This is a genomic window from Nocardiopsis sp. MT53, from assembly GCF_019598965.1.
Taxonomy (GTDB): Bacteria; Actinomycetota; Actinomycetes; order Streptosporangiales; family Streptosporangiaceae; genus Nocardiopsis; species Nocardiopsis changdeensis.
The window spans coordinates 2449562-2466800 of sequence record NZ_CP080599.1 but is presented as its reverse complement, the minus strand read 5'-3'; the positions used below and the strand labels follow the sequence as shown (position 1 = coordinate 2466800).

At 74.7% G+C, this 17239-nt stretch carries 15 protein-coding genes and 1 pseudogene; 10 read left to right on the top strand and 6 right to left on the bottom strand.

The window, feature by feature from the left end:
- The first annotated feature begins 149 nt into the window (after positions 1-149).
- From K1J57_RS10935 to K1J57_RS10910, 6 genes and pseudogenes are all read left to right on the top strand, one after another.
- Positions 150-1274 carry a hypothetical protein gene (locus tag K1J57_RS10935; RefSeq protein ID WP_220564333.1) on the top strand — a complete coding sequence of 375 codons (1125 nt, stop codon included), beginning with the start codon at positions 150-152 and terminating at the stop codon, positions 1272-1274.
- Positions 1275-1496: 222 nt separating this feature from the next.
- A complete protein-coding gene (locus tag K1J57_RS10930) occupies positions 1497-1745 on the top strand; it encodes a hypothetical protein (protein WP_255646960.1) in 249 nt (82 codons plus the stop codon).
- A 36-nt stretch (positions 1746-1781) separates the two neighbouring features.
- Positions 1782-2078 carry a WXG100 family type VII secretion target gene (locus K1J57_RS10925; RefSeq protein WP_220564331.1) on the top strand — a complete coding sequence of 99 codons (297 nt, stop codon included), beginning with the start codon at positions 1782-1784 and terminating at the stop codon, positions 2076-2078.
- Positions 2079-2092: 14 nt separating this feature from the next.
- Positions 2093-2404 (top strand): hypothetical protein, encoded by a 312-nt coding sequence (locus tag K1J57_RS10920; protein WP_220564330.1) that lies wholly within the window; start codon positions 2093-2095, stop codon positions 2402-2404.
- A 41-nt stretch (positions 2405-2445) separates the two neighbouring features.
- A pseudogene (locus tag K1J57_RS10915) lies at positions 2446-3132 on the top strand (protein kinase); the annotation flags it as partial.
- 1338 nt (positions 3133-4470) lie between these two features.
- Positions 4471-5373 (top strand): hypothetical protein, encoded by a 903-nt coding sequence (locus K1J57_RS10910; RefSeq protein ID WP_220565943.1) that lies wholly within the window; start codon positions 4471-4473, stop codon positions 5371-5373.
- 79 nt (positions 5374-5452) lie between these two features.
- On the opposite strand, the gene K1J57_RS10905 is transcribed toward K1J57_RS10910, so the two are convergent.
- Positions 5453-6790 carry a PQQ-binding-like beta-propeller repeat protein gene (locus tag K1J57_RS10905; RefSeq protein ID WP_220564329.1) on the bottom strand — a complete coding sequence of 446 codons (1338 nt, stop codon included), beginning with the start codon at positions 6788-6790 and terminating at the stop codon, positions 5453-5455.
- Positions 6791-6910: 120 nt separating this feature from the next.
- Here K1J57_RS10905 and K1J57_RS10900 point away from each other — a divergent pair, with 120 nt between their 5' ends.
- The 4 genes from K1J57_RS10900 to K1J57_RS10885 all read left to right on the top strand — a co-directional run bounded on the left by K1J57_RS10900 (position 6911) and on the right by K1J57_RS10885 (position 11697).
- Positions 6911-7840, top strand: coding sequence for an AEC family transporter (locus tag K1J57_RS10900; RefSeq protein ID WP_220564328.1), 930 nt, complete (start codon positions 6911-6913; stop codon positions 7838-7840).
- A gap of 120 nt (positions 7841-7960) precedes the next feature.
- The gene (locus tag K1J57_RS10895; RefSeq protein ID WP_220564327.1) at positions 7961-8515 is read left to right on the top strand and encodes an RNA polymerase sigma factor; all 555 of its coding nucleotides are present in this window, start codon (positions 7961-7963) and stop codon (positions 8513-8515) included.
- Complete coding sequence (locus K1J57_RS10890) at positions 8503-9579, top strand: CU044_5270 family protein (RefSeq protein WP_220564326.1); 1077 nt, start codon at positions 8503-8505, stop codon at positions 9577-9579. The genes K1J57_RS10895 and K1J57_RS10890 overlap by 13 nt, the downstream gene beginning before the upstream one ends.
- 222 nt (positions 9580-9801) lie before the next feature.
- A complete protein-coding gene (locus K1J57_RS10885; RefSeq protein ID WP_220564325.1) occupies positions 9802-11697 on the top strand; it encodes a serine hydrolase in 1896 nt (631 codons plus the stop codon).
- A 188-nt stretch (positions 11698-11885) separates the two neighbouring features.
- Here the strand turns inward: K1J57_RS10885 and K1J57_RS10880 are convergent, their stop codons facing one another.
- The 5 genes from K1J57_RS10880 to pdhA form a co-directional block, all read right to left on the bottom strand.
- Positions 11886-13031, bottom strand: a complete 1146-nt coding sequence (locus tag K1J57_RS10880; protein ID WP_220564324.1) for an RNA polymerase sigma factor — start codon at positions 13029-13031, stop codon at positions 11886-11888.
- Positions 13032-13038: 7 nt separating this feature from the next.
- A complete protein-coding gene (locus K1J57_RS10875; protein ID WP_220564323.1) occupies positions 13039-13446 on the bottom strand; it encodes a YciI family protein in 408 nt (135 codons plus the stop codon).
- Positions 13447-13686: 240 nt separating this feature from the next.
- Positions 13687-15081 carry a dihydrolipoamide acetyltransferase family protein gene (locus K1J57_RS10870; RefSeq protein ID WP_220564322.1) on the bottom strand — a complete coding sequence of 465 codons (1395 nt, stop codon included), beginning with the start codon at positions 15079-15081 and terminating at the stop codon, positions 13687-13689.
- 14 nt (positions 15082-15095) lie between these two features.
- Positions 15096-16073 (bottom strand): alpha-ketoacid dehydrogenase subunit beta, encoded by a 978-nt coding sequence (locus tag K1J57_RS10865; RefSeq protein WP_220564321.1) that lies wholly within the window; start codon positions 16071-16073, stop codon positions 15096-15098.
- Positions 16074-16076: 3 nt separating this feature from the next.
- The gene (gene pdhA / locus K1J57_RS10860; RefSeq protein WP_220564320.1) at positions 16077-17183 is read right to left on the bottom strand and encodes a pyruvate dehydrogenase (acetyl-transferring) E1 component subunit alpha; all 1107 of its coding nucleotides are present in this window, start codon (positions 17181-17183) and stop codon (positions 16077-16079) included.
- Positions 17184-17239 lie beyond the last annotated feature (56 nt).

Here is a 17239-nt window from a genome sequence, read left to right as displayed (position 1 = left end):
CCCCGTCACCTCGCGTTCGCGGGTACCGCGTTCCATTCCGAGTCCCACCGGTGAACGTTTTGTCACCGGTCGAACCGTAATCTTCCTATGGGCATCCCACCCCTCGCACGCTCGGAACCCGGCACCGTTCCCCCGAAAGGCAGTCCCCCATGCGGCGCACCCTGGCTCTGACCGTGTGCCTGCTCGCGCTCACCGCCTGCACAGGCACAGCGGCGGACGAACCCGGCGAGGAGACCCCCGGGACCGTCGAGGACCTCGCCGAGGAGGGACCCGTCGGCCTGGCCCTCGTGCACCGCGGCTACGAGGGCGGCGACCCCGAGGCCGACCAGGCCCTGGTCTTCCACGACGCGGAGACGGGGCGCCCCCTGCACCGGTTCGACCTGCCCGACGGCTCCGTCGACCCCATGGCCACCGCGCCGCCCGTGCACGCGCGCTTCTCCGAGGACTGGACGTACTACGTGTACGCCACCCGCGAGCCCAACGCCGTCCACGTCGCCGTCCTCACGGACTCCGAGGAGACCCCGCCCACCGCCGAGCCCACCGAGGGGGAGGAGCCCTCCGCGTTCTTCTACCTGCCGGTGGAGAGCATCACCCCGCCCGCGGGGGAGGTGCTGTCCGCGCCGGCCGTGCACGGCGACCGGCTGTGGTTCGTCTCCGACAACCCCGCCGACGCCAACCCGCCCCGGGTGCTGTCGGTGCCCCTGGACGCCCCTGCGGGCACCCCCAACCAGGAGGGCAGCCTGCCGCTGGGCGAGAACCGGCGGCCCAGCGACTGGTCGCTCACCCCGGACGGGGCCCTGCACATCCGCGACAGCGTGCAGACCCGCACCGTGAGCGGCGGCGGGAACCTCGTGGTGCGCGAGACCTCCGGCAGCGTGGTCAACGCGACCCTGACCATCGACGGCGTCCCCTGGCAGAGCTTCGACGACGCGCCCGTGTGGGGCGCGGGGACCGCCCTGCTGCGGTCCGCCGCCACCGGCGGCGAGCCCGCCGCCGGCGCCTACCTGGTGTCCGTCGACGGACAGGCGCACACCGCCGCCCGGGTCCTGGAGGACGCCGACGGGCCCGTCGAGCAGTACGCGCTGCCGGCGGAACGCGACGCGGCCCTGGTGCAGACGCCCACCGCCTGGTTCCGGATCGACCTGGGCGAGGACGGGGAGGTCGCCGGGACCGAGGAGCTGTTCCCCCGGTTCCACGACGCGTCCATGGACGGGTGGCCGCTGGCCGTACGGTGGGTGCGTACTCCGGTACCCGCGGAAAGCCCTACAGAATGAGACATTTCGGATGTCCGCCCCGCGTTGACCCTCAGGCCCGGAATTTACTATCGTCCGTATCGTCCCCTCCTTTCTCACGGTGGCCGAAAAGCCACCCGGAGGAACCCCCGCCCCCGAACAACCGGAAAGGTCACGATGTCACACGTCGGTATTGAGAATCACGACGCCCTCGCGAGCGGCGGAGAACAGCTCGGACAGGAATCCGACAATCTCCGAACCCAGATGGGGCAGCTCATCGACGACATGAGCCAGGACGCCAACGTCCTCCAGGGCCAGTCCCTCAAGGACTTCAACGATGCCAAGCAGGCCCTCTCCGAGCGCTTCGAGGAGCTCATGACCTGGTGCGGCCAGAACGGCATCAAGTTGAACGAGGGGCAGAGCCAGTTCAACCTCACCGACCAGGAATCGAGTGACGTCCTCGGCCAGTCCGCCGCCGACCTCGGCGGGCTTTCCCGGCCGATCAACGCCTGACCCCCGTTCCCTCTTTTTCGAGAAAGGGCGTACCCCATGGGAGCCTCCAACTTCGACGTCTACGGCGACGTCGCCGGTATCCAGGGCCTGGCCGAGGACCAGCAGGCGCACCTGGGCCGGTTCACCGCGATCATGAGCCAGATCCACGAGCAGTCCGAGTCCACCGTGAGCAAGTGGGAGGGGTCGGGCAGCCCGCAGTTCCAGAGCAAGGCGCAGGAGTTCGACACCCACTTCTCCGAGGTGAACGCGGCGTTCGCGACGCTGATCGCGGCCACCAGTGACACCGCGGACAACTACAGCAAGCTCACCCGTTACCTGGACGGTCTGTTCTAGTAGGCTCGGCGACGATGTCCACCCCTCCCCCGGCCGACCCGGAGCCGCAGCTCCCCGAGGCGTTCCACTACACGCCCGACGAGGAGAAGTACGTCCTCCAGGCGGACGCGCTGCGCCACCGCCAGCTGCGGTCGGCGCTGCTGTACGGGTCCAGCCGCTACTGGCGGCGGCGCCAGCAGGTGTGGCCCGCGGTGATCGGCGGACTCATCCTCGTCGCGCTGATCTGCGGCGTCATCGCCCTGGTGGGGGCCTTCGGCAGACAGCAGGAGGTCAACGAAGAACGCGGGTGGGGCGCGAACGCCCAGGAGACGTCCGCGCGGCCCTGACCCGCCGCCCGTCCACCCACACCTAGGGGGTCCTTCCTCTCATGTCCTCATGGGCGCCCGGGTACGAGACGCCGGTCCCGTTGACGCAGGGGCGTCGAGCCCGCATCGTGCGCGCGACCCGGTCCACCAGCGGGGCCGACGTCGTGCTCAAGGTGATGCCGTCGAACCGCGGGCGGACCGAGCTCGAACGGCTGCGCGACCTCAGCGGCGTGCCCGGCGTGGTGCCTCTGCTGGACGCGGGGAACACCGCGGACGGGAACGTGTTCGTGGCGCTGCCGTTCTACCCGGACGGCTCGTTCGCGGAGCTGCTGGCGAGCAAGGGGCCGGCGCCGGTGCAGGAGGCGGCGGCGGTCGCGCGCCGGATCGCGGAGGCGCTGGAGGCGATGCACCGGCGGGGGATGCTGCACGGGGACGTGTGCCCGGGGAACGTGCTGCGCGCGGGTCGCACCCCGGTGCTGACGGGGTTCGGTGCGGTGCACCGCCCGGGGGAGGCCCCGCCGCCGCCCGACCCGCGGGCGGAGTCGTTCCTGCACGCCGCGCCGGAGGCGCTGCGCGGCGAGCCCCGCACCCCGGCGTCGGACGTGTACCAGCTGGCGTCGACGGTGTGGACGCTGCTGGTGGGGCGGCCGCCGTTCGCGGAGGGGGCGTTCGACCCGCGCACGTACGCGGAGCGCGTGCTCACCCACGAGGTGCGGCCGGTGCCCCGGGACGACGTGTCCCGCAAGCTGCGCGGTGTGCTCACCCGCGCGCTGGCCAAGGACCCCGGCGAGCGCTACCCGAGCGCGGCGGCCTTCGCCAACGCCTTCGAGCAGGCCCGGTCCCCCCGCCCGGCCCCCGAGCCCCAGCCGCACACCACCCCCTCCGGCGTGCAGCCCCCGGCGGCCGCCTGGACCCCCGAGGCATCCCCCACCGGCGCTCCGGCACCCGCGCAGCCGACCGCGCCTTCCGGCGCACACCCCGCCGCAGCCGCTTGGGACGCATCCGCCACAGCCCCCTCCGGGGTACAGCCCCCGACGGCCACATGGAACCCCGAGACATCCCCCACCGGCGCTCCCGCACCCGCGCAACCTCCCGCACCGGGCGTGCCCTCCGACGCGCATCCCACAGCCGCCTCGTGGGTCCCGGGAACACCGCCCGCCGATCCCGCGACACCCTCCGGTGCGCATCCCGCCGTGGCCGACTGGGATGCGACCGCCTCAGCACCCTCCGGGGTACAGCCCGCGGCTGCCTCGTGGAATCCTGAGCCCCCTTCCACCAGCGCGCCCGCGCAGCCAACCGCACCCTCCGGCGCACACCCTGCCGCGGCCACTTGGGACACAAGCGCCCCAGCACCCTCGGGCGCGCAGCCCCCGGCGTCCGCCTGGAACCCGGAGATGCCCTCCACCGGTGCTCCCGCACCGTCGGCACCTCCCGCACCGGACTCCCCCTCCGGCGCACACCCCGTCTCAGCCGCATGGGACGCAGCCGCCTCAGCACCCTCCGGGGTACAGTCCGCCGCGTCCGTATGGAACCCGGAAGCGCCTTCCACCGGTGCTCCCGCACCGTCGGCACCTCCCGCACCGGGCGTGCCCTCCGGCGCACACCCCACAGCGGCCTCGTGGTTCTCGGAAGCACCCCACGCCACACCGGCTCCGGGCGGTACACCCCCCGAGGCACAACCGCACACCGCCCCGACCGCCGGCCCCTCCGGCGCGCAGCCCCCAGCGGCCACGTGGAACGCAACCGCCGCACCGGCCAGCGGCCACACCGTGGAGACCCCGGGGCCGGGCGCTCCCGGGGCGCACACGCCTTCGGGCGCGCACCCCGCGGCGGCCGCGTGGGGGCCCGAGCCTCCCACCGCCCCGGGTGTGCCAGGGCCCCCCGCGCCCGGACCGCACTCCGCGACAGCCCCTTCCGGCCCGTATCCCGGACACGGACCTGCTTCGGGAGGACGGCCGCCGGGTCCCCCCGGCGCGGCCCACACCCCGCCGTCCGCGCCCGCGGCGGCTCCTTCCGGTCCGCACCCGGCCGCCGCGTGGGGCGCCGCGACACCCGCACCTCCCGGCGTCCCGGGCGGCGGTCACCCCGTGCGGCCGCCCGAGGGCACGGCCCCGGGCACGGGCCCGCATCCGGCGTACGCGCCGCCGTCCGGCCCGCACCCGGCGGCGGCCACGTGGAACCCCGCCCCGCCCGCCGCGCCGACCGGTCTGGAGGGGAGCAGGCTGCCCGCGGTCGATGCCGGCGGGACCGCCGAGATCATGATGGCCAAGCTGCGCGGCGAGGAGATCTCACCGCTGCGCGCCTGGTCGCGGCTGGAGGGCTGGACGGGCGACGGCCGGGCCTCCTTCCTGCCCGTCGACACGATCGAGCAGGAGGAGGACACCGCCGGCCGGCTCCCCGCCGCCTTCGACGAGACCCCCTCCCGGTGGCGCCGCCACCTGCACATCGCCGTCTCGGTCTGCGGCATCCTGCTGGTCACCGCCGTCTCCGGCGTGTTCGCGTCCGCGGCGCCGCGGCCCGCGGCGGAGACGACGGCCGCCGCGGAGCCCGCCGAGGAGCCGCGGCCGTCCGAGGAGCCCGCCGACGAGGCCGTCTCGCCCAGTGCCCCGCCGGAGGTGGCCGCCCCCACCGCGGTCGCCCTCCAGGACAACCTCGGCAACGTCATGCTCACCTGGACCGACAACAGCGGCGGCACCGCGTCCTTCTTCGTCCTCGGCGGCCCCCGGGGGCACGACCCGGCGACCCTGGCCCGCACCGGCCCCGGGGTGGTGTCCGCGCAGGTCCTCACCGAGGACACCGCGATGGAGTACTGCTTCACCGTCATCGCGGTGGACGGCTCCTCCGCCCCCGCCGCCGAGGTCTGCACCGCGCGCGAGGCGGCCCGGGAGGCCGCCCGCGAGGCGGAGGAGGAGGCCGAGCGCGAAGCCGAGGAGGAGGCGCGGGAGGAAGAGGAGGCGGAGCCCTCGGCCCCGCCCTCGCCCCGCGAGTAGGCGTGCCCCGCGGACACGCGCCGCCCCGGCGCACACCGCCCCGACCCGCACCGCCCCGGCACGCGGCGCCCCGTGCGGGTCAGCGCAGCGCGACGACCCGTCCGGGCCCGTGCCACCGCTCGGTGTCCTCCGTGACCAGGACGGCCCCCGGCACCCGGACGGCGACCGGGCCCGCGCGGTAGGCGTGGGGCCCGGGCTCCGGCCGGGTCCCCTCCGCGGCCGGACCCAGCGGGATCCTGCGCACCCCGCCGTCCCAGGCGAGGACCTCCGCGGTCACCGGCCCGCGGACGGAGTCGGGCCCCTCCACGAAGTGCAGGCGCAGCACCCCGTCGGACAGCCACCACCCCCGGTGGGTCTCCGACTCCCCCGGGCGGGCCGGGGCGGTGACCGCCTCCCGCACGGTGCCGTCGAACCCCACGTACCGGTACTCGACCTTGTCCGTGTCGGTGTCCCAGGCGTGGTCCACGTACCCGTCCGCCCCGAAGGCGACCCGGCGGCGCTCCACGTCGCGCAGGAAGGTCCCCGGGACCTCCTCCCCCGTGGCCGGTTCCAGCAGCCGGTGGAGCAGCCGCCCGCCCGGGTCGGTGTACGGCAGCTCCCACATCAGCACCGCGCCGTCCGGCGAGGCGGTCAGCTCCGGGACGGCCGCCGTGTGGTCGGTGAACCCGTACTCCAGCTCCCACAGGACCCGCCCGGTGTCCGGCTCCAGCGCGACCGCGACGGCCGTGTGGTCCCCGTCCCCGTCCGTGAAGGTGCCGGTGACGGCCACCGCCCCGGGGGTGACGGCGACGTCCCCGTGGTGGAAGGCCTCCGGGTCGGGGACCGGCGGGTCCACCCCGTGGGACCAGGCCCGCCCGCCGTCGAACAGGGAGCACGCGGTCACCGTGACCGCCGCGCCCCCGCCCCGGACCGAGACCCGCAGGCCGTCGGTGAGGTGCTCCTCCCCGCGCTCCCCCTCCTCGCGACCCCCGCCCTCCCGGCCCCCGCCCTCCCGGTACGCGCCGACGACCTCCCCGGTCCCGGTGGACAGCGCCAGCACGTCCCGGAAGCCGTCGCCCGCGTAGGCCAGCAGCAGGGTCTCCCGGTCGGGGGTGACGGCGGCCCGCGCCACGCGCCGGCCCCGCTCCCGGTGGTGCCACAGTTCCGCACCGGTGTCCCCCGCCAGGGCGATGACGCCGTCGTCGAGCACCATCAGGGCGCCGGAGACCCCGGCCAGCACCCGGTGGAGCCCCCGGCCCTCGGGCGCGGACCACTCCCAGGCCACCTCCGACACCGTGCCGACCTCCCGGGGACGGTGCACCGGCCCGCCGTGGGAGGCGCGGTCCACCGGGTCCGGGTGCGGAGCAGGGGCCGCGGCGCACACGATCGCCGCTGCGGCCGCGCACAGGGCCGCGGCACGGGCTCTCCGGATGACCACGGGGACCGCCTTCCGGACGGGTGGGGAGTGCGGTAGAGCGTAGCCGGTGTGACCCGCACCCTGGCAGCCCTCCCCGGTACGGGGGTACCGTCCAAAGGTCCCCGAGCCCTTGGAGGTGCCGTGTCCGGCGTGGTCACCGGTTTCGGCGTCATCACCACCGTCGTCGTCATCGGCTACATGCTGGGACGCCTCTCGCTCCTGGGCAACGGCGCCCGCGACGTGCTCAGCGCCCTGGCCTTCTACGTGGCCGGCCCCGCGCTGATGTTCACGATCCTGCTCGACACCGACCTGTCGGTGCTGTGGTCGGGCAAGGTCGTGGTGAGCGCCCTGAGCGTGGCGGCCGTGGTCCTCGTCGTGGTCGCGACCGGCCTGCTGCGCCGCTGGGGCGTCTCCCGCACCACCATGTCCGCGCTGACCTCCTCCTACGTGAACGCCGGGAACCTGGGCCTGCCCATCGCCTCCTACGTCCTGGGCGACGCCTCCCTGGTGGCCCCGATCCTGCTGACGCAGATGCTGGTCATGGCCCCGGTCGCCGTGACCGTGCTGGACCTGTCCGGCGGCGACGTCCGCGGCGCGGGCCCGGTGCTGCGCCGTGCCCTGAGCACCCCCGTGCGCAACCCGCTGCTGCTGGCCTCCCTGGCCGGGGTGACGGTCTCGGCGGTGGGCTGGTCGCCGCCCGCCCCGTTCCTGGAGCCGTTCGAGCTGATCGGCGGTATGGCGGTCCCGGCGATGCTGCTCGCGTTCGGCATCTCCCTGCACGGCTCCGGCATGCCCGGGCGCGGCCCGCAGCGCGGCTCCGTGCTGTTCGCGGTGGCCCTGAAGTCCGTCGTGCAGCCCCTCGTGGCGTGGGCGCTGGGCGCCCTGGCCTTCGGCCTGTCCGGCCCGGACCTGTTCGCGGTGGTGGTGCTGGCGGCGCTGCCCACGGCCCAGAACGTGTTCACCTACTCCCTGCGCTTCGGCGTCGAGGTCGACACCGTCCGCGACACCGTGCTGATCTCCACGTTCGCGACGGTCCCGGTGCTCTTCGCGGTGACCTTCCTGCTGGGCTGACGCCGGGCCCACCCCTGCCGGACCGCCCCCGCCGGACCGGCCGGAAAAAAAGTCCGCACCGCGCCCTAACACCCGCCCCCTCCCCCGACACATCCAGGTGAGAGGACGGGAGGTACGCCGATGAGACGCGGCACGGCCGGGGACGCATACTCCGGCCAGCGCGACTTCAACGCCATGTTCGAGGAGCACTACGACGCCGTCTACCGCTACGCACGGCGCCGGGTGGGCCCGGACCACGCCGACGATGTCGCCTCCGAGGCGTTCGCCGTGGCCTGGCGCCGCGCCGAGCGCCTGCCGCCCGGGCGCGAACTGCCCTGGCTGTACGCCTGCGCACGCCGGATCACCCTGGCCCACCTGCGCAAGGACCACCGGCAGGACCTGATCGCCGAGTCCCTGGGCCGGCAGCCGGGTTCGGCGGTCCACGCCGACGACGCCGACCGGGTGGTCGAACGCGCCGGGGCCCTGGCCGCCCTGGCCCGGCTGACGGAACCGGAACGCGAACTCGTGATGCTCGTGACCTGGGAGGGGCTCGACTGCCGCCAGGCCGCCCGGGTCGTCGGCTGCACCCACGTCACCGCCCGCGCCCGGCTGCACCGGGCCCGCAAGAAACTCACCGCCCACATGAACGAACACCCCGCCGGCCACGCCCCGAAGGAGGCGGCATGGACGACCTGACCGCTCTGCGCTCCGCTCTGAACGGCGCCGACCCCGCAGCGGGCGCCGCCCCCGCCCCCGAGGCCCGCCACCGGGCCCGCGCCAACGCCATCGCCCGAATCGAGGAGTCCCCCGCCGTGTCCCGACCCCTGTGGCGCCGCATCCCCGTCCTGGCCGCCGGAGCCGCCGCCGCGGCCCTGGCCGTGGGCGCCGGAACCCTGCTCCTGCCCGCCGACGAGCCGGGCGGCATCCCCGCCGCCTACGCCGCCCCGCCCGAGCCGATCGAGGTCGTCGGCGGCGACCCGGTCGACGGGACCGACGCCCTGCTCGCCCTGGCCGAGGTCTCCGGGGAACGCGGCCCGGCCCCGGGCTCGGGGGACGTCGCCTTCGTCTCCACCACGGGGACACAGCTGATCCGGCTCACCGCCAACGCCGGGGACGACGACCCCGACGAGACCCACGGCTACCGGTACGTCCCCTACGAGTGGAACGAGTGGACGGGCCCGGGCGGCGAGCACCGGGCGGACGCCCACCCGCAGCCGCCGCTGGACAAGGGCGGCGAGGAGGCCGACCACGAGCGGTTCCTGGAGCAGGGAAGCGAGTCCTCCGAGGAGACCCTGCACCCCTCCCTGGTCTGGCCCGCCGAGCTGCCCACCGACCCGGACGCCCTGGCGGACGTGCTCGCCGGGCTCGGGGAGGGCCCGGAGGACGGTTCCCCGGCCGGGATCGTGAACGCCGTGGAGTTCCTGTACGGGACCCGGCCGCTGGCCGGCCCGGAGGAGGCGGCCGTGCAGCGCGTGCTCGCCGGGCTCGACGGCCTGGAGCACCTGGGCACCGCCACCGATCAGCTGGGCCGTGAGGGAGAGCTGTTCTCCGTGGAGGTGGAGGACGGGGCGACCGTGTCGGAGTACCGCTTCCTCTACGACGCCGGGAACGGGGCGCTGCTGTACCGCGACACCACCCTGCTGGCGGAGGACCCCGCCCTCGGCTCCGCCGAGGACTACGGCCTGTCCTACCCGCTGACCGCCGAGCAGGTCGGCTACGTCTGGTCGGGCTGGGTCGGGGAGGTCGGCGCCCGCCCCTAGCGCCCGGCACCGTCCCGGACCGTGAGGCCCGCCCCCGCCGCGGGGGCGGGCCTCGGCCGTCGGTTCCGGCCCGGAACCGGCCCGCCGGGGACGGTCCGGGCCCCGGCTCCCCCTCGGTGGTGGAGCCAGCTCCACCCCGGTTCGGGTGGTCGGCGCCCGTGTGCCCGCAGGGGTCCGAACCCTAGTTTCGAAGGGAGAGGAACCCCCTGACGAGAGGTCACCATGCCCGGCCGAAGCGCCGCCGCACTCTGCGCGGCCGCACTCCTGATCACCGCGCCCGCCATCACGGCCGCGGCCGCCCCGGCGGCCCGCGCCGCCGCCCCCGCGGCCCCGGCGGCCCCCGTCGAGGCCACTCCCCTGACCCCGGAGACCGCCCGCGAGTTCACCGACACCCGTGTGGCCGAACTCCTGGAGGAGTACGGCTCCCCCGGCGCGGCCGTGACCGTGGTCCTGGAGGGCGAGCAGGTCGCCACCGCCGCCCACGGGTACGCCGACCTGGCCGAGGGCACCCCGCTGGACGCGGAGGAGCACCTGTTCCCCACCGCGTCCGTGGCCAAGTCGTTCACCGCGGCCGCCGTGCTCACCCTGGCCGGCGAGGGGCGCCTGGACCTGGCCGAGGACGTCAACGCGTACCTGCCCGAGGAGGCCCGCCTGACCGGCCCCACGGTGACCCTGCACGACCTGCTCACCCACACCGCGGGCTTCGCCGAGGTGGTCGAACGCCTCGGCGCGGAGGAGGGCACGCCCCTCGACGAGGTCGTGCGCACCGCCGTCCCGGAGCGGCTGTTCGCCCCGGGCGAGTACACCGGCTACTCCAACTATGGGATCGCGCTGGCGGGGTACGTGGTGCAGGAGGTGTCGGGGGTCCCGTTCGAGGAGTACGTCCGGCAGACCGTGTTCACGCCGCTGGGCATGGAGGACACCTCCTTCGAGCAGCTCGCCGACGTCCGCGCCGACCGGCCGCTGGTGACCTCGCACCTGGCGGACGGGACCCCGGCCGGGGACGCCTTCATCGGGGACGTCCCGGCGGGGGCGGCGGTGACCACCGTCGGCGACATGGCCCGCTTCATGGAGGCGCTGCTGGACGGCGGGCGGATCGACGGGGAGCAGGCCCTGGCCCCGGGCGTGGCCGAGGCGATGCTGGAGCAGCACGCCGGGATGCACCCGGAGACCACCGGGATGGGCTACGGCACCTACCAGTGGCGGGCGGGAGAGGTCCCGCTCATCGGCCACAGTGGCGACCTGGCGGGGGTCCACACGGGGTACGCGGTGGTGCCCGGTCTCGACGCGGGCGTGTTCGTCGCGGTCAACGGCGACGACGCGGCGGGGGCGAACCCGCTGGTCGACCTGCGCATGGCGGTGGTCGGCGCGTTCGCCGACACCTTCGCGCCCCAGTCCCTCCCCGAGGGGGAACCCGACCCGGACGCCGACCTCGGCGCCTACGAGGGCTCCTACGTCACCTCCCGCCTGGCGGCCTCGGGCCCGGCCCGGCTGGTGGCGCTGTTCGACAACGTGACGGTCCGCGACGCGGGCGACGGGACGCTGTCGGTGAGCGGGGCCCTGGCCGTGGACGACCGCTGGCTGCCGGTGTCCGAGGGGGTGTTCGCCGCCGAGAACGGCGAGGACCTCCTGGCGTTCGTCGAACGCGACGGCGAGGTGGCGGCGATCGCCACCGACATGAACCCGACCAGCGTGTACACCCGCACCGGCCCCCTGGGCTCCCCCTCCCTGCACCTGGTCGTCGCCGGAGCGGCGCTGCTGGTGCTGGCCACGGTCCTGGTCCCGGTCCAGCGGTCCGGGAACGGGTTCACACTGGCCACGCGCGTGCTGCTGACCTCGACCGCGCTGGCCGCCGCCACGGCGGCGGGGCTGCTGGTCTACGGGGTGACGGACCTGAACCGGGCCCAGGTCTGGCTGTCCGAGGGCTCCCCGGCCCTCACGCTGCCGATGACGGTGACGGCGGTGCTGGCGCTGGTTTCCGCGGTGTTCGTGGGCGTCTGCCTGGTGCGCGGGTGGCTGCGGCCGTTCTCCCGGGTGCACCTGCCGCTGGCGGCCCTGGCCGGGCTCGCGCTGGCCGCGACCGGTGCGGTGTACGGGATGGTGGCCCTCCCGTTCTGAGCCGATCCGGAGACCGCGGAAACCGAAGGTGTCCGGGCCGACACGCCGGGGAACAACAGCAGTAGTGGATCCGCCCCCCTCCCCCTTGGGGGGCGGATCCCGCCTCGCGGGCGGGGCCGGTGCGCACGGCGCACCGGCCCCCTGCGCGTTCCTCCCCCGCGTACGCCCCCGGCCCCGGCACCGGCCCGTCAGCCGCGCAGGCGGGTGTTGATCCGGGCCGCGCAGCGCGTCAGGTGGTCCCGCTCGGCCAGATCGGTCGCCCGCCGCGCCGCCTCCGCGTACAGGCGGGCCGCCTCCGCCAGGTCCCCGTCGCGTTCGCGGAGGTACGCCGCCACGGCGGTGTGGCGGGGCAGCGAGTCGTCCAGTTCCGCGAGCGCCGCCAGCCCGGCGCGCGGCCCGTCGGCCTCGCCGACGGCCACCGCCCGGTTGAGGCGGACGACCGGGCTGTCGGTCAGGCGCACGAGCTCGTCGTACCACTCGACGATCTGCACCCAGTCGGTCTCCTCGGCGGTGGGCGCGTCGGCGTGGAGCGCCGCGACGGCCGCCTGGGCCTGGAACTCACCCAGCCGGTCCCGGGCCAGGGCCCCCTGGAGGATCCCCACCCCCTCGGCGATCAGCGCGGTGTCCCACCGGCCCCGGACCTGCTCGGCGAGCGGCACCAGGGCGCCGTCGGCGTCCGTCCGGGCGGTGCGCCGGGCGTGGTGGAGCAGCATGAGCGCGAGCAGCCCGGACACCTCGGGGTGGTCCACCGCGGCCGCGAGCCCCCGGGTGAGCCGGATCGCCTCCGCGGCGAGGTCGACGTCGCCGGAGTAGCCCTCGTTGAAGACCAGGTACAGGACGCGCAGCACCGTGGCGACATCGCCGGGCCGGTCGAACCGCGCGCCGGCGACGGTGCGCTTGGCCCGGCTGATGCGCTGTGCCATGGTCGCCTCGGGCACCAGGTAGGCCCGGGCGATCTGGCGGGTGGTCAGCCCGCCGACGGCCCGCAGCGTGAGCGCGACCGCGGACGACGGCGTCAGCGACGGGTGGGCGCACAGGAAGTACAGCCAGAGCGTGTCGTCCACTCCGGACACGGGCCCGGGCTCCGGCTCCCCATCGACGAGGTCCTCCCGCCGGCGGCGGGTGGTGTCAGCCCGGGCCGCGTCGAGGAACCTGCGCCAGGCCACGGTGACCAGCCAGCCCTTCGGGTCCCGCGGCGGGTCGTCCGGCCAGACCCGGACAGCTTCGACCAGGGCGTCCTGCACGGCGTCCTCGGCCGCCGCGAAGTCGGCTCCGCGGCGGACGAGGATGCCGATCACGCCCGGGGTGAGGCTCCGGAGCAGTGTCCCGTCCACTCCGGCGTCACTCCGTGACCGTGGGCGCCGCGCCCAGGAACGGGCGCAGTTCGAGCCACTCATGGATCGGCCGGCCACCCGCGCCGGGGGCCGCCGACAGCTCCCCGGCCAGTTCGACGGCGCGCTCGTGGCTGTCGACGTCGATCACCATCCAGCCGGCGATGAGGTCCTTGGTCTCGGCGAACGGCCCGTCGGTGACCGGCGGCCGGCCCTCGCCGTCGTAGCGGACGAACACGCCCTCGGGGGAGAGCGCCTGGCTGTCGACGTACTCCCCGGTCTCCTCCAGCCGGGCGGCGAAGTCGTCCATGTACCGCACGTGGGCCGCGATCTCCTCCGGGGTCCACCGGTCCATGGGCACGTCGTTGACCGCCGCCGGGGCGCCCCGGTAGTGCTTGAGCAGCAGGTACTTGGCCATGGTCTCTCTCCTCTGTTCCGGTGCGGCCCCTCCGGCCGCCTCCGCCCCGGGGACGGAGCCGCCCGCGGATCCTCGACATCCCGCGCGGACCGTTCCCGAAAAAATCCCCGGACCCGCCCGCCCCCGCCGCCGTGCGCCGCGATGCCCCGGGAGAGAGGCCTCGGAGAACAGTGCGGCCCCCGGGGTCTCCCCCGGGGGCCACGTCGCACCGTCAGCCCCGACGGTGCGGTTCACAGGAGACTACCCCCAGGCGAGCGAGGTCAGCTCCGGGTCCTCCAGCGCGGCGCCGACATCGCGCAGCACCTTCGAGCCGAGCTCCCCGTCGACCAGCCGGTGGTCGAAGGACAGCGACAGCGTCGTGACCTTGCGGATCTTCAGCTTGCCCTTGTGCACCCACGGCATGTCGCGGATCTGGCCGAAGGCCAGGATCGCCGCCTCGCCCGGGTTGAGGATCGGGGTGCCCGCGTCCACTCCGAACACGCCCACGTTGGTGATCGTGACCGTGCCGCCGGACATGTCCGCGGGGGTCACCTTGCCCGCGCGGGCGGTCTCGGTGAGCTCCTTGAGCGCGACCGCCAGCTGCGGCAGCGTCTTGGCCCCGGCGTCCTTGATGTTGGGCACCACCAGGCCGCGCTCGGTGGCGGCCGCGATCCCCAGGTTCACGTAGTCCTTGACCACGATCTCCTGGTTCGCCTCGTCCCAGGACGCGTTGACGTCCGGGTTGCGCCTGATCGCCAGCAGCAGCGCCTTGGCGACCATGAGCAGCGGCGACACCCGCACACCCGCGAAGTCGGGGTGCTCGCGCAGCCGCGCGACCGCCTTCATGGTGCGGGTGACGTCCACCTGGAGGAACTCGGTGACGTGCGGCGCGGTGAACGCGCTGCCCACCATCGCCGCCGCGGTCGCCTTGCGCACGCCCTTGATCGGGACCCGCCGCTCCCGCGCGGACCGGTCCACCGACCCGGCGGGCGCCGCGGCGGCCGCGGGCGCCTCCTGGGGCGCGGCGGCCGGTTCCGGGGCGGCCTGCACGCCCTGGGCCGCCGCGTGGACGTCGTCGCGGGTGATGATCCCGCCCGCGCCGCTGGGGGCGACCGTCGCCAGGTTCACCCCCAGGTCCTTGGCGAGCTTGCGCACCGGCGGCTTGGCCAGCGGGCGGCCCTGCGTGGCCACGGGGGCGGGGGCCACCGCAACCGGCGGGGCCGGGGCGGCGGCCGGCCTGGGCGCCGGTGCCGGGGAGACCGGGCCGGAGGAGGCCGGGCGGCGGCGGGCGCGGCGCTGGGTGGCGGCGGCCTTCTCGCCGTAGCCCACCAGCGGCTTCTCCCGCTCCTCCTCGGCCGGGGCCGCGGCGTCGTCACCGCCGCCGGTGCCGTCGTCCACGGTGATGATCACCGTGCCGACGTCCACCGTCTGCCCCTCCTCGACCAGCAGCTCCTTGACCGTGCCCGCGAAGGGGCTCGGCAGCTCGACGACCGCCTTGGCCGTCTCGATCTCGCAGATGTTCTGGTTGACCTCGATCACGTCACCGGGCTTGACGAACCAGGTGAGGATCTCCGCGTCGACCAGGCCTTCGCCCACGTCGGGCAGTTTGAACGAGTGCACGCCGCCCACCGCGGGGGCGTTCTTCTGAATCGCCATGTGTCCCTGATCCCCTAGTACGCGAACGCCCGGTCGACCCCGTCCAGGACCCGGTCCAGGTCCGGCAGGTAGTACTCCTCCAGCCGCGACTGCGGGTAGGGGGTGTCGAACGCGGCGACGCGGATGACCGGGGACTCCAGGTGGTAGAAGCACTCCTCGGTGATCCGGGCGGCGATCTCCGCGCCCGGCCCGCCGGTGAGCGTGGCCTCGTGGGCGACCACCAGGCGGCCCGTCCTCTTGACGGACTCGACGACGGTCGGGTAGTCCACGGGGGCCAGCGACCGCAGGTCGATGACCTCGATGGAGTGCTCGGTGTCGGCCTCGGCCGCCTGGAGGGCGGTCTTGACCATGGGCCCGTAGGCGAGCAGGGTGACGTCGGTGCCGGGGCGGGCGACCCGGGCCGCGCCCATGGGGGCGGCCTCGGCGATGGACGCCTCGGTGTCCACCTCGGCTTTCTCGTAGTAGCGCCGCTTGGGCTCCAGGAAGATCACCGGGTCCTCGCTGCGGATCGCCTGCTGGATCATCCAGTAGGCGTCCACGGCGTTGGCGACGCTGATCACGCGCAGGCCCGCGGTGTGCAGGAAGTACGACTCGGGCGACTCGCTGTGGTGCTCCACGGCGCCGATACCGCCGCCGTAGGGGATGCGCATGACCAGGGGCACGCTGAGGGCGCCCGCGGAGCGGCGGCGCATCTTGGCGAGCTGGGTGAAGGTCTGGTTGGCCGCAGGGAAGAAGAACCCGTCGAACTGGATCTCCACCACGGGGCGGTAGCCGCGCAGCGCCATACCGATGGCGGTGCCGACGATGCCCGACTCCGCGAGGGGGGTGTCGATGACGCGGTCGGCGCCGAAGTCCTTGTGCAGGCCGTCGGTCACCCGGAAGACGCCGCCGAGCCGGCCGACGTCCTCGCCCATGACGAGGACCTTGGGGTCGTGCTCCATGGCCGCGCGCAGGCCGGCGTTGATGGCCTTGCCGATGGTGAGGTTGGTCATGGCCTATCGGACCCCTTCCGCCTCGAAGGAGGCCAGGTAATCGGCGTACTCCGCGCGCTGGCGGTCGATGTGGACGTTGGGCTCGGCGTACACCTCGTGGAAGATGTCCAGCGGCTCGGGGTCGGGCAGGCTCCGGCACTGGGTGCGGACCTTCTCGCCCAGGGCGTCGGCCTCGGCGTCGACCGAGGCGAAGAACTCCTCGTCGGCCAGCCCGTTGTTCTCCAGGTACCGGCGCACCCGCAGGATCGGGTCCTTGGCCTTCCACTCGTCCAGCTCGGCCGCGTTGCGGTACCGGGTCGGGTCGTCGTTGGTGGTGTGGGCGCCCATGCGGTAGGTGAACGCCTCGACCAGGGTGGGCCCGTTGCCCTCGCGGGCGTTGTCCAGCGCGGCCCGGGTGACGGCCAGGACCGCCAGCACGTCGTTGCCGTCCACGCGCAGGCCCGGGAAGCCGAAGCCGGAGGCGCGCTTGTAGATGGGCACGCGGGCCTGGCGCTCCAGCGGCTCGGAGATGGCCCACTGGTTGTTCTGGCAGAAGAAGACCACGGGGGCGTTGTTCACCGAGGCGAAGTTGAACGCCTCGTTGGTGTCGCCCTGGCTGGTGGCCCCGTCGCCGAAGTAGGTGATGACGGCGGTGCCGTCCTCGCCGACGGCGCCGTCGCGCTGCACGCCCATGGCGTAGCCGGTGGCGTGCAGGGCCTGGCTGCCGATGACGATCGTGTAGAGGTGGAACCCGTGCTCGTGGGGGTCCCAGCCGCCGTTGGTGACGCCGCGGAACATGCCGAGCAGTTCCTTGGGCTCCACGCCGCGGCACCAGGCGACGCCGTGCTCGCGGTAGGAGGGGAAGGCCATGTCGGTCCCGCGCAGGGCGCGGCCGGAGCCGATCTGAGCGGCCTCCTGGCCCAGGAGCGAGGCCCACAGGCCCAGCTCCCCCTGGCGCTGCAGGGAGACGGCCTCGCCGTCGAAGCGGCGCACCAGGACCAGGTCCCGGTACAGGTCGCGGATCTCGTCCGCGGTGATCTCCAGGGGGTAGTCGGGGTGCCCCGTCAGTTCCCCTTCCGGTGTCAGGAGCTGGATGAGCTCCGGTTCCTCGTGCACGGTGGTGTCCGACACGTCGCTCCTCGGTACTCGGGGCCGGTTTCGCGCGGGTGGGCGCTGATCGGCCGGAT

What these genes read in the sequence shown, in the direction of transcription:
- K1J57_RS10935 (WP_220564333.1), top strand. Translation starts at nt 150, where the DNA reads ATGCGGCGCACCCTGGCTCTGACCGTGTGCCTGCTCGCGCTCACCGCC.
- K1J57_RS10930 (WP_255646960.1), top strand. Translation starts at nt 1,497, where the DNA reads ATGGGGCAGCTCATCGACGACATGAGCCAGGACGCCAACGTCCTCCAG.
- K1J57_RS10925 (WP_220564331.1), top strand. Translation starts at nt 1,782, where the DNA reads ATGGGAGCCTCCAACTTCGACGTCTACGGCGACGTCGCCGGTATCCAG.
- K1J57_RS10920 (WP_220564330.1), top strand. Translation starts at nt 2,093, where the DNA reads ATGTCCACCCCTCCCCCGGCCGACCCGGAGCCGCAGCTCCCCGAGGCG.
- K1J57_RS10895 (WP_220564327.1), top strand. Translation starts at nt 7,961, where the DNA reads ATGAGACGCGGCACGGCCGGGGACGCATACTCCGGCCAGCGCGACTTC.
- K1J57_RS10890 (WP_220564326.1), top strand. Translation starts at nt 8,503, where the DNA reads ATGGACGACCTGACCGCTCTGCGCTCCGCTCTGAACGGCGCCGACCCC.
- K1J57_RS10885 (WP_220564325.1), top strand. Translation starts at nt 9,802, where the DNA reads ATGCCCGGCCGAAGCGCCGCCGCACTCTGCGCGGCCGCACTCCTGATC.
- K1J57_RS10875 (WP_220564323.1), bottom strand. Translation starts at nt 13,446, where the DNA reads ATGGCCAAGTACCTGCTGCTCAAGCACTACCGGGGCGCCCCGGCGGCG.
- K1J57_RS10870 (WP_220564322.1), bottom strand. Translation starts at nt 15,081, where the DNA reads ATGGCGATTCAGAAGAACGCCCCCGCGGTGGGCGGCGTGCACTCGTTC.
- K1J57_RS10865 (WP_220564321.1), bottom strand. Translation starts at nt 16,073, where the DNA reads ATGACCAACCTCACCATCGGCAAGGCCATCAACGCCGGCCTGCGCGCG.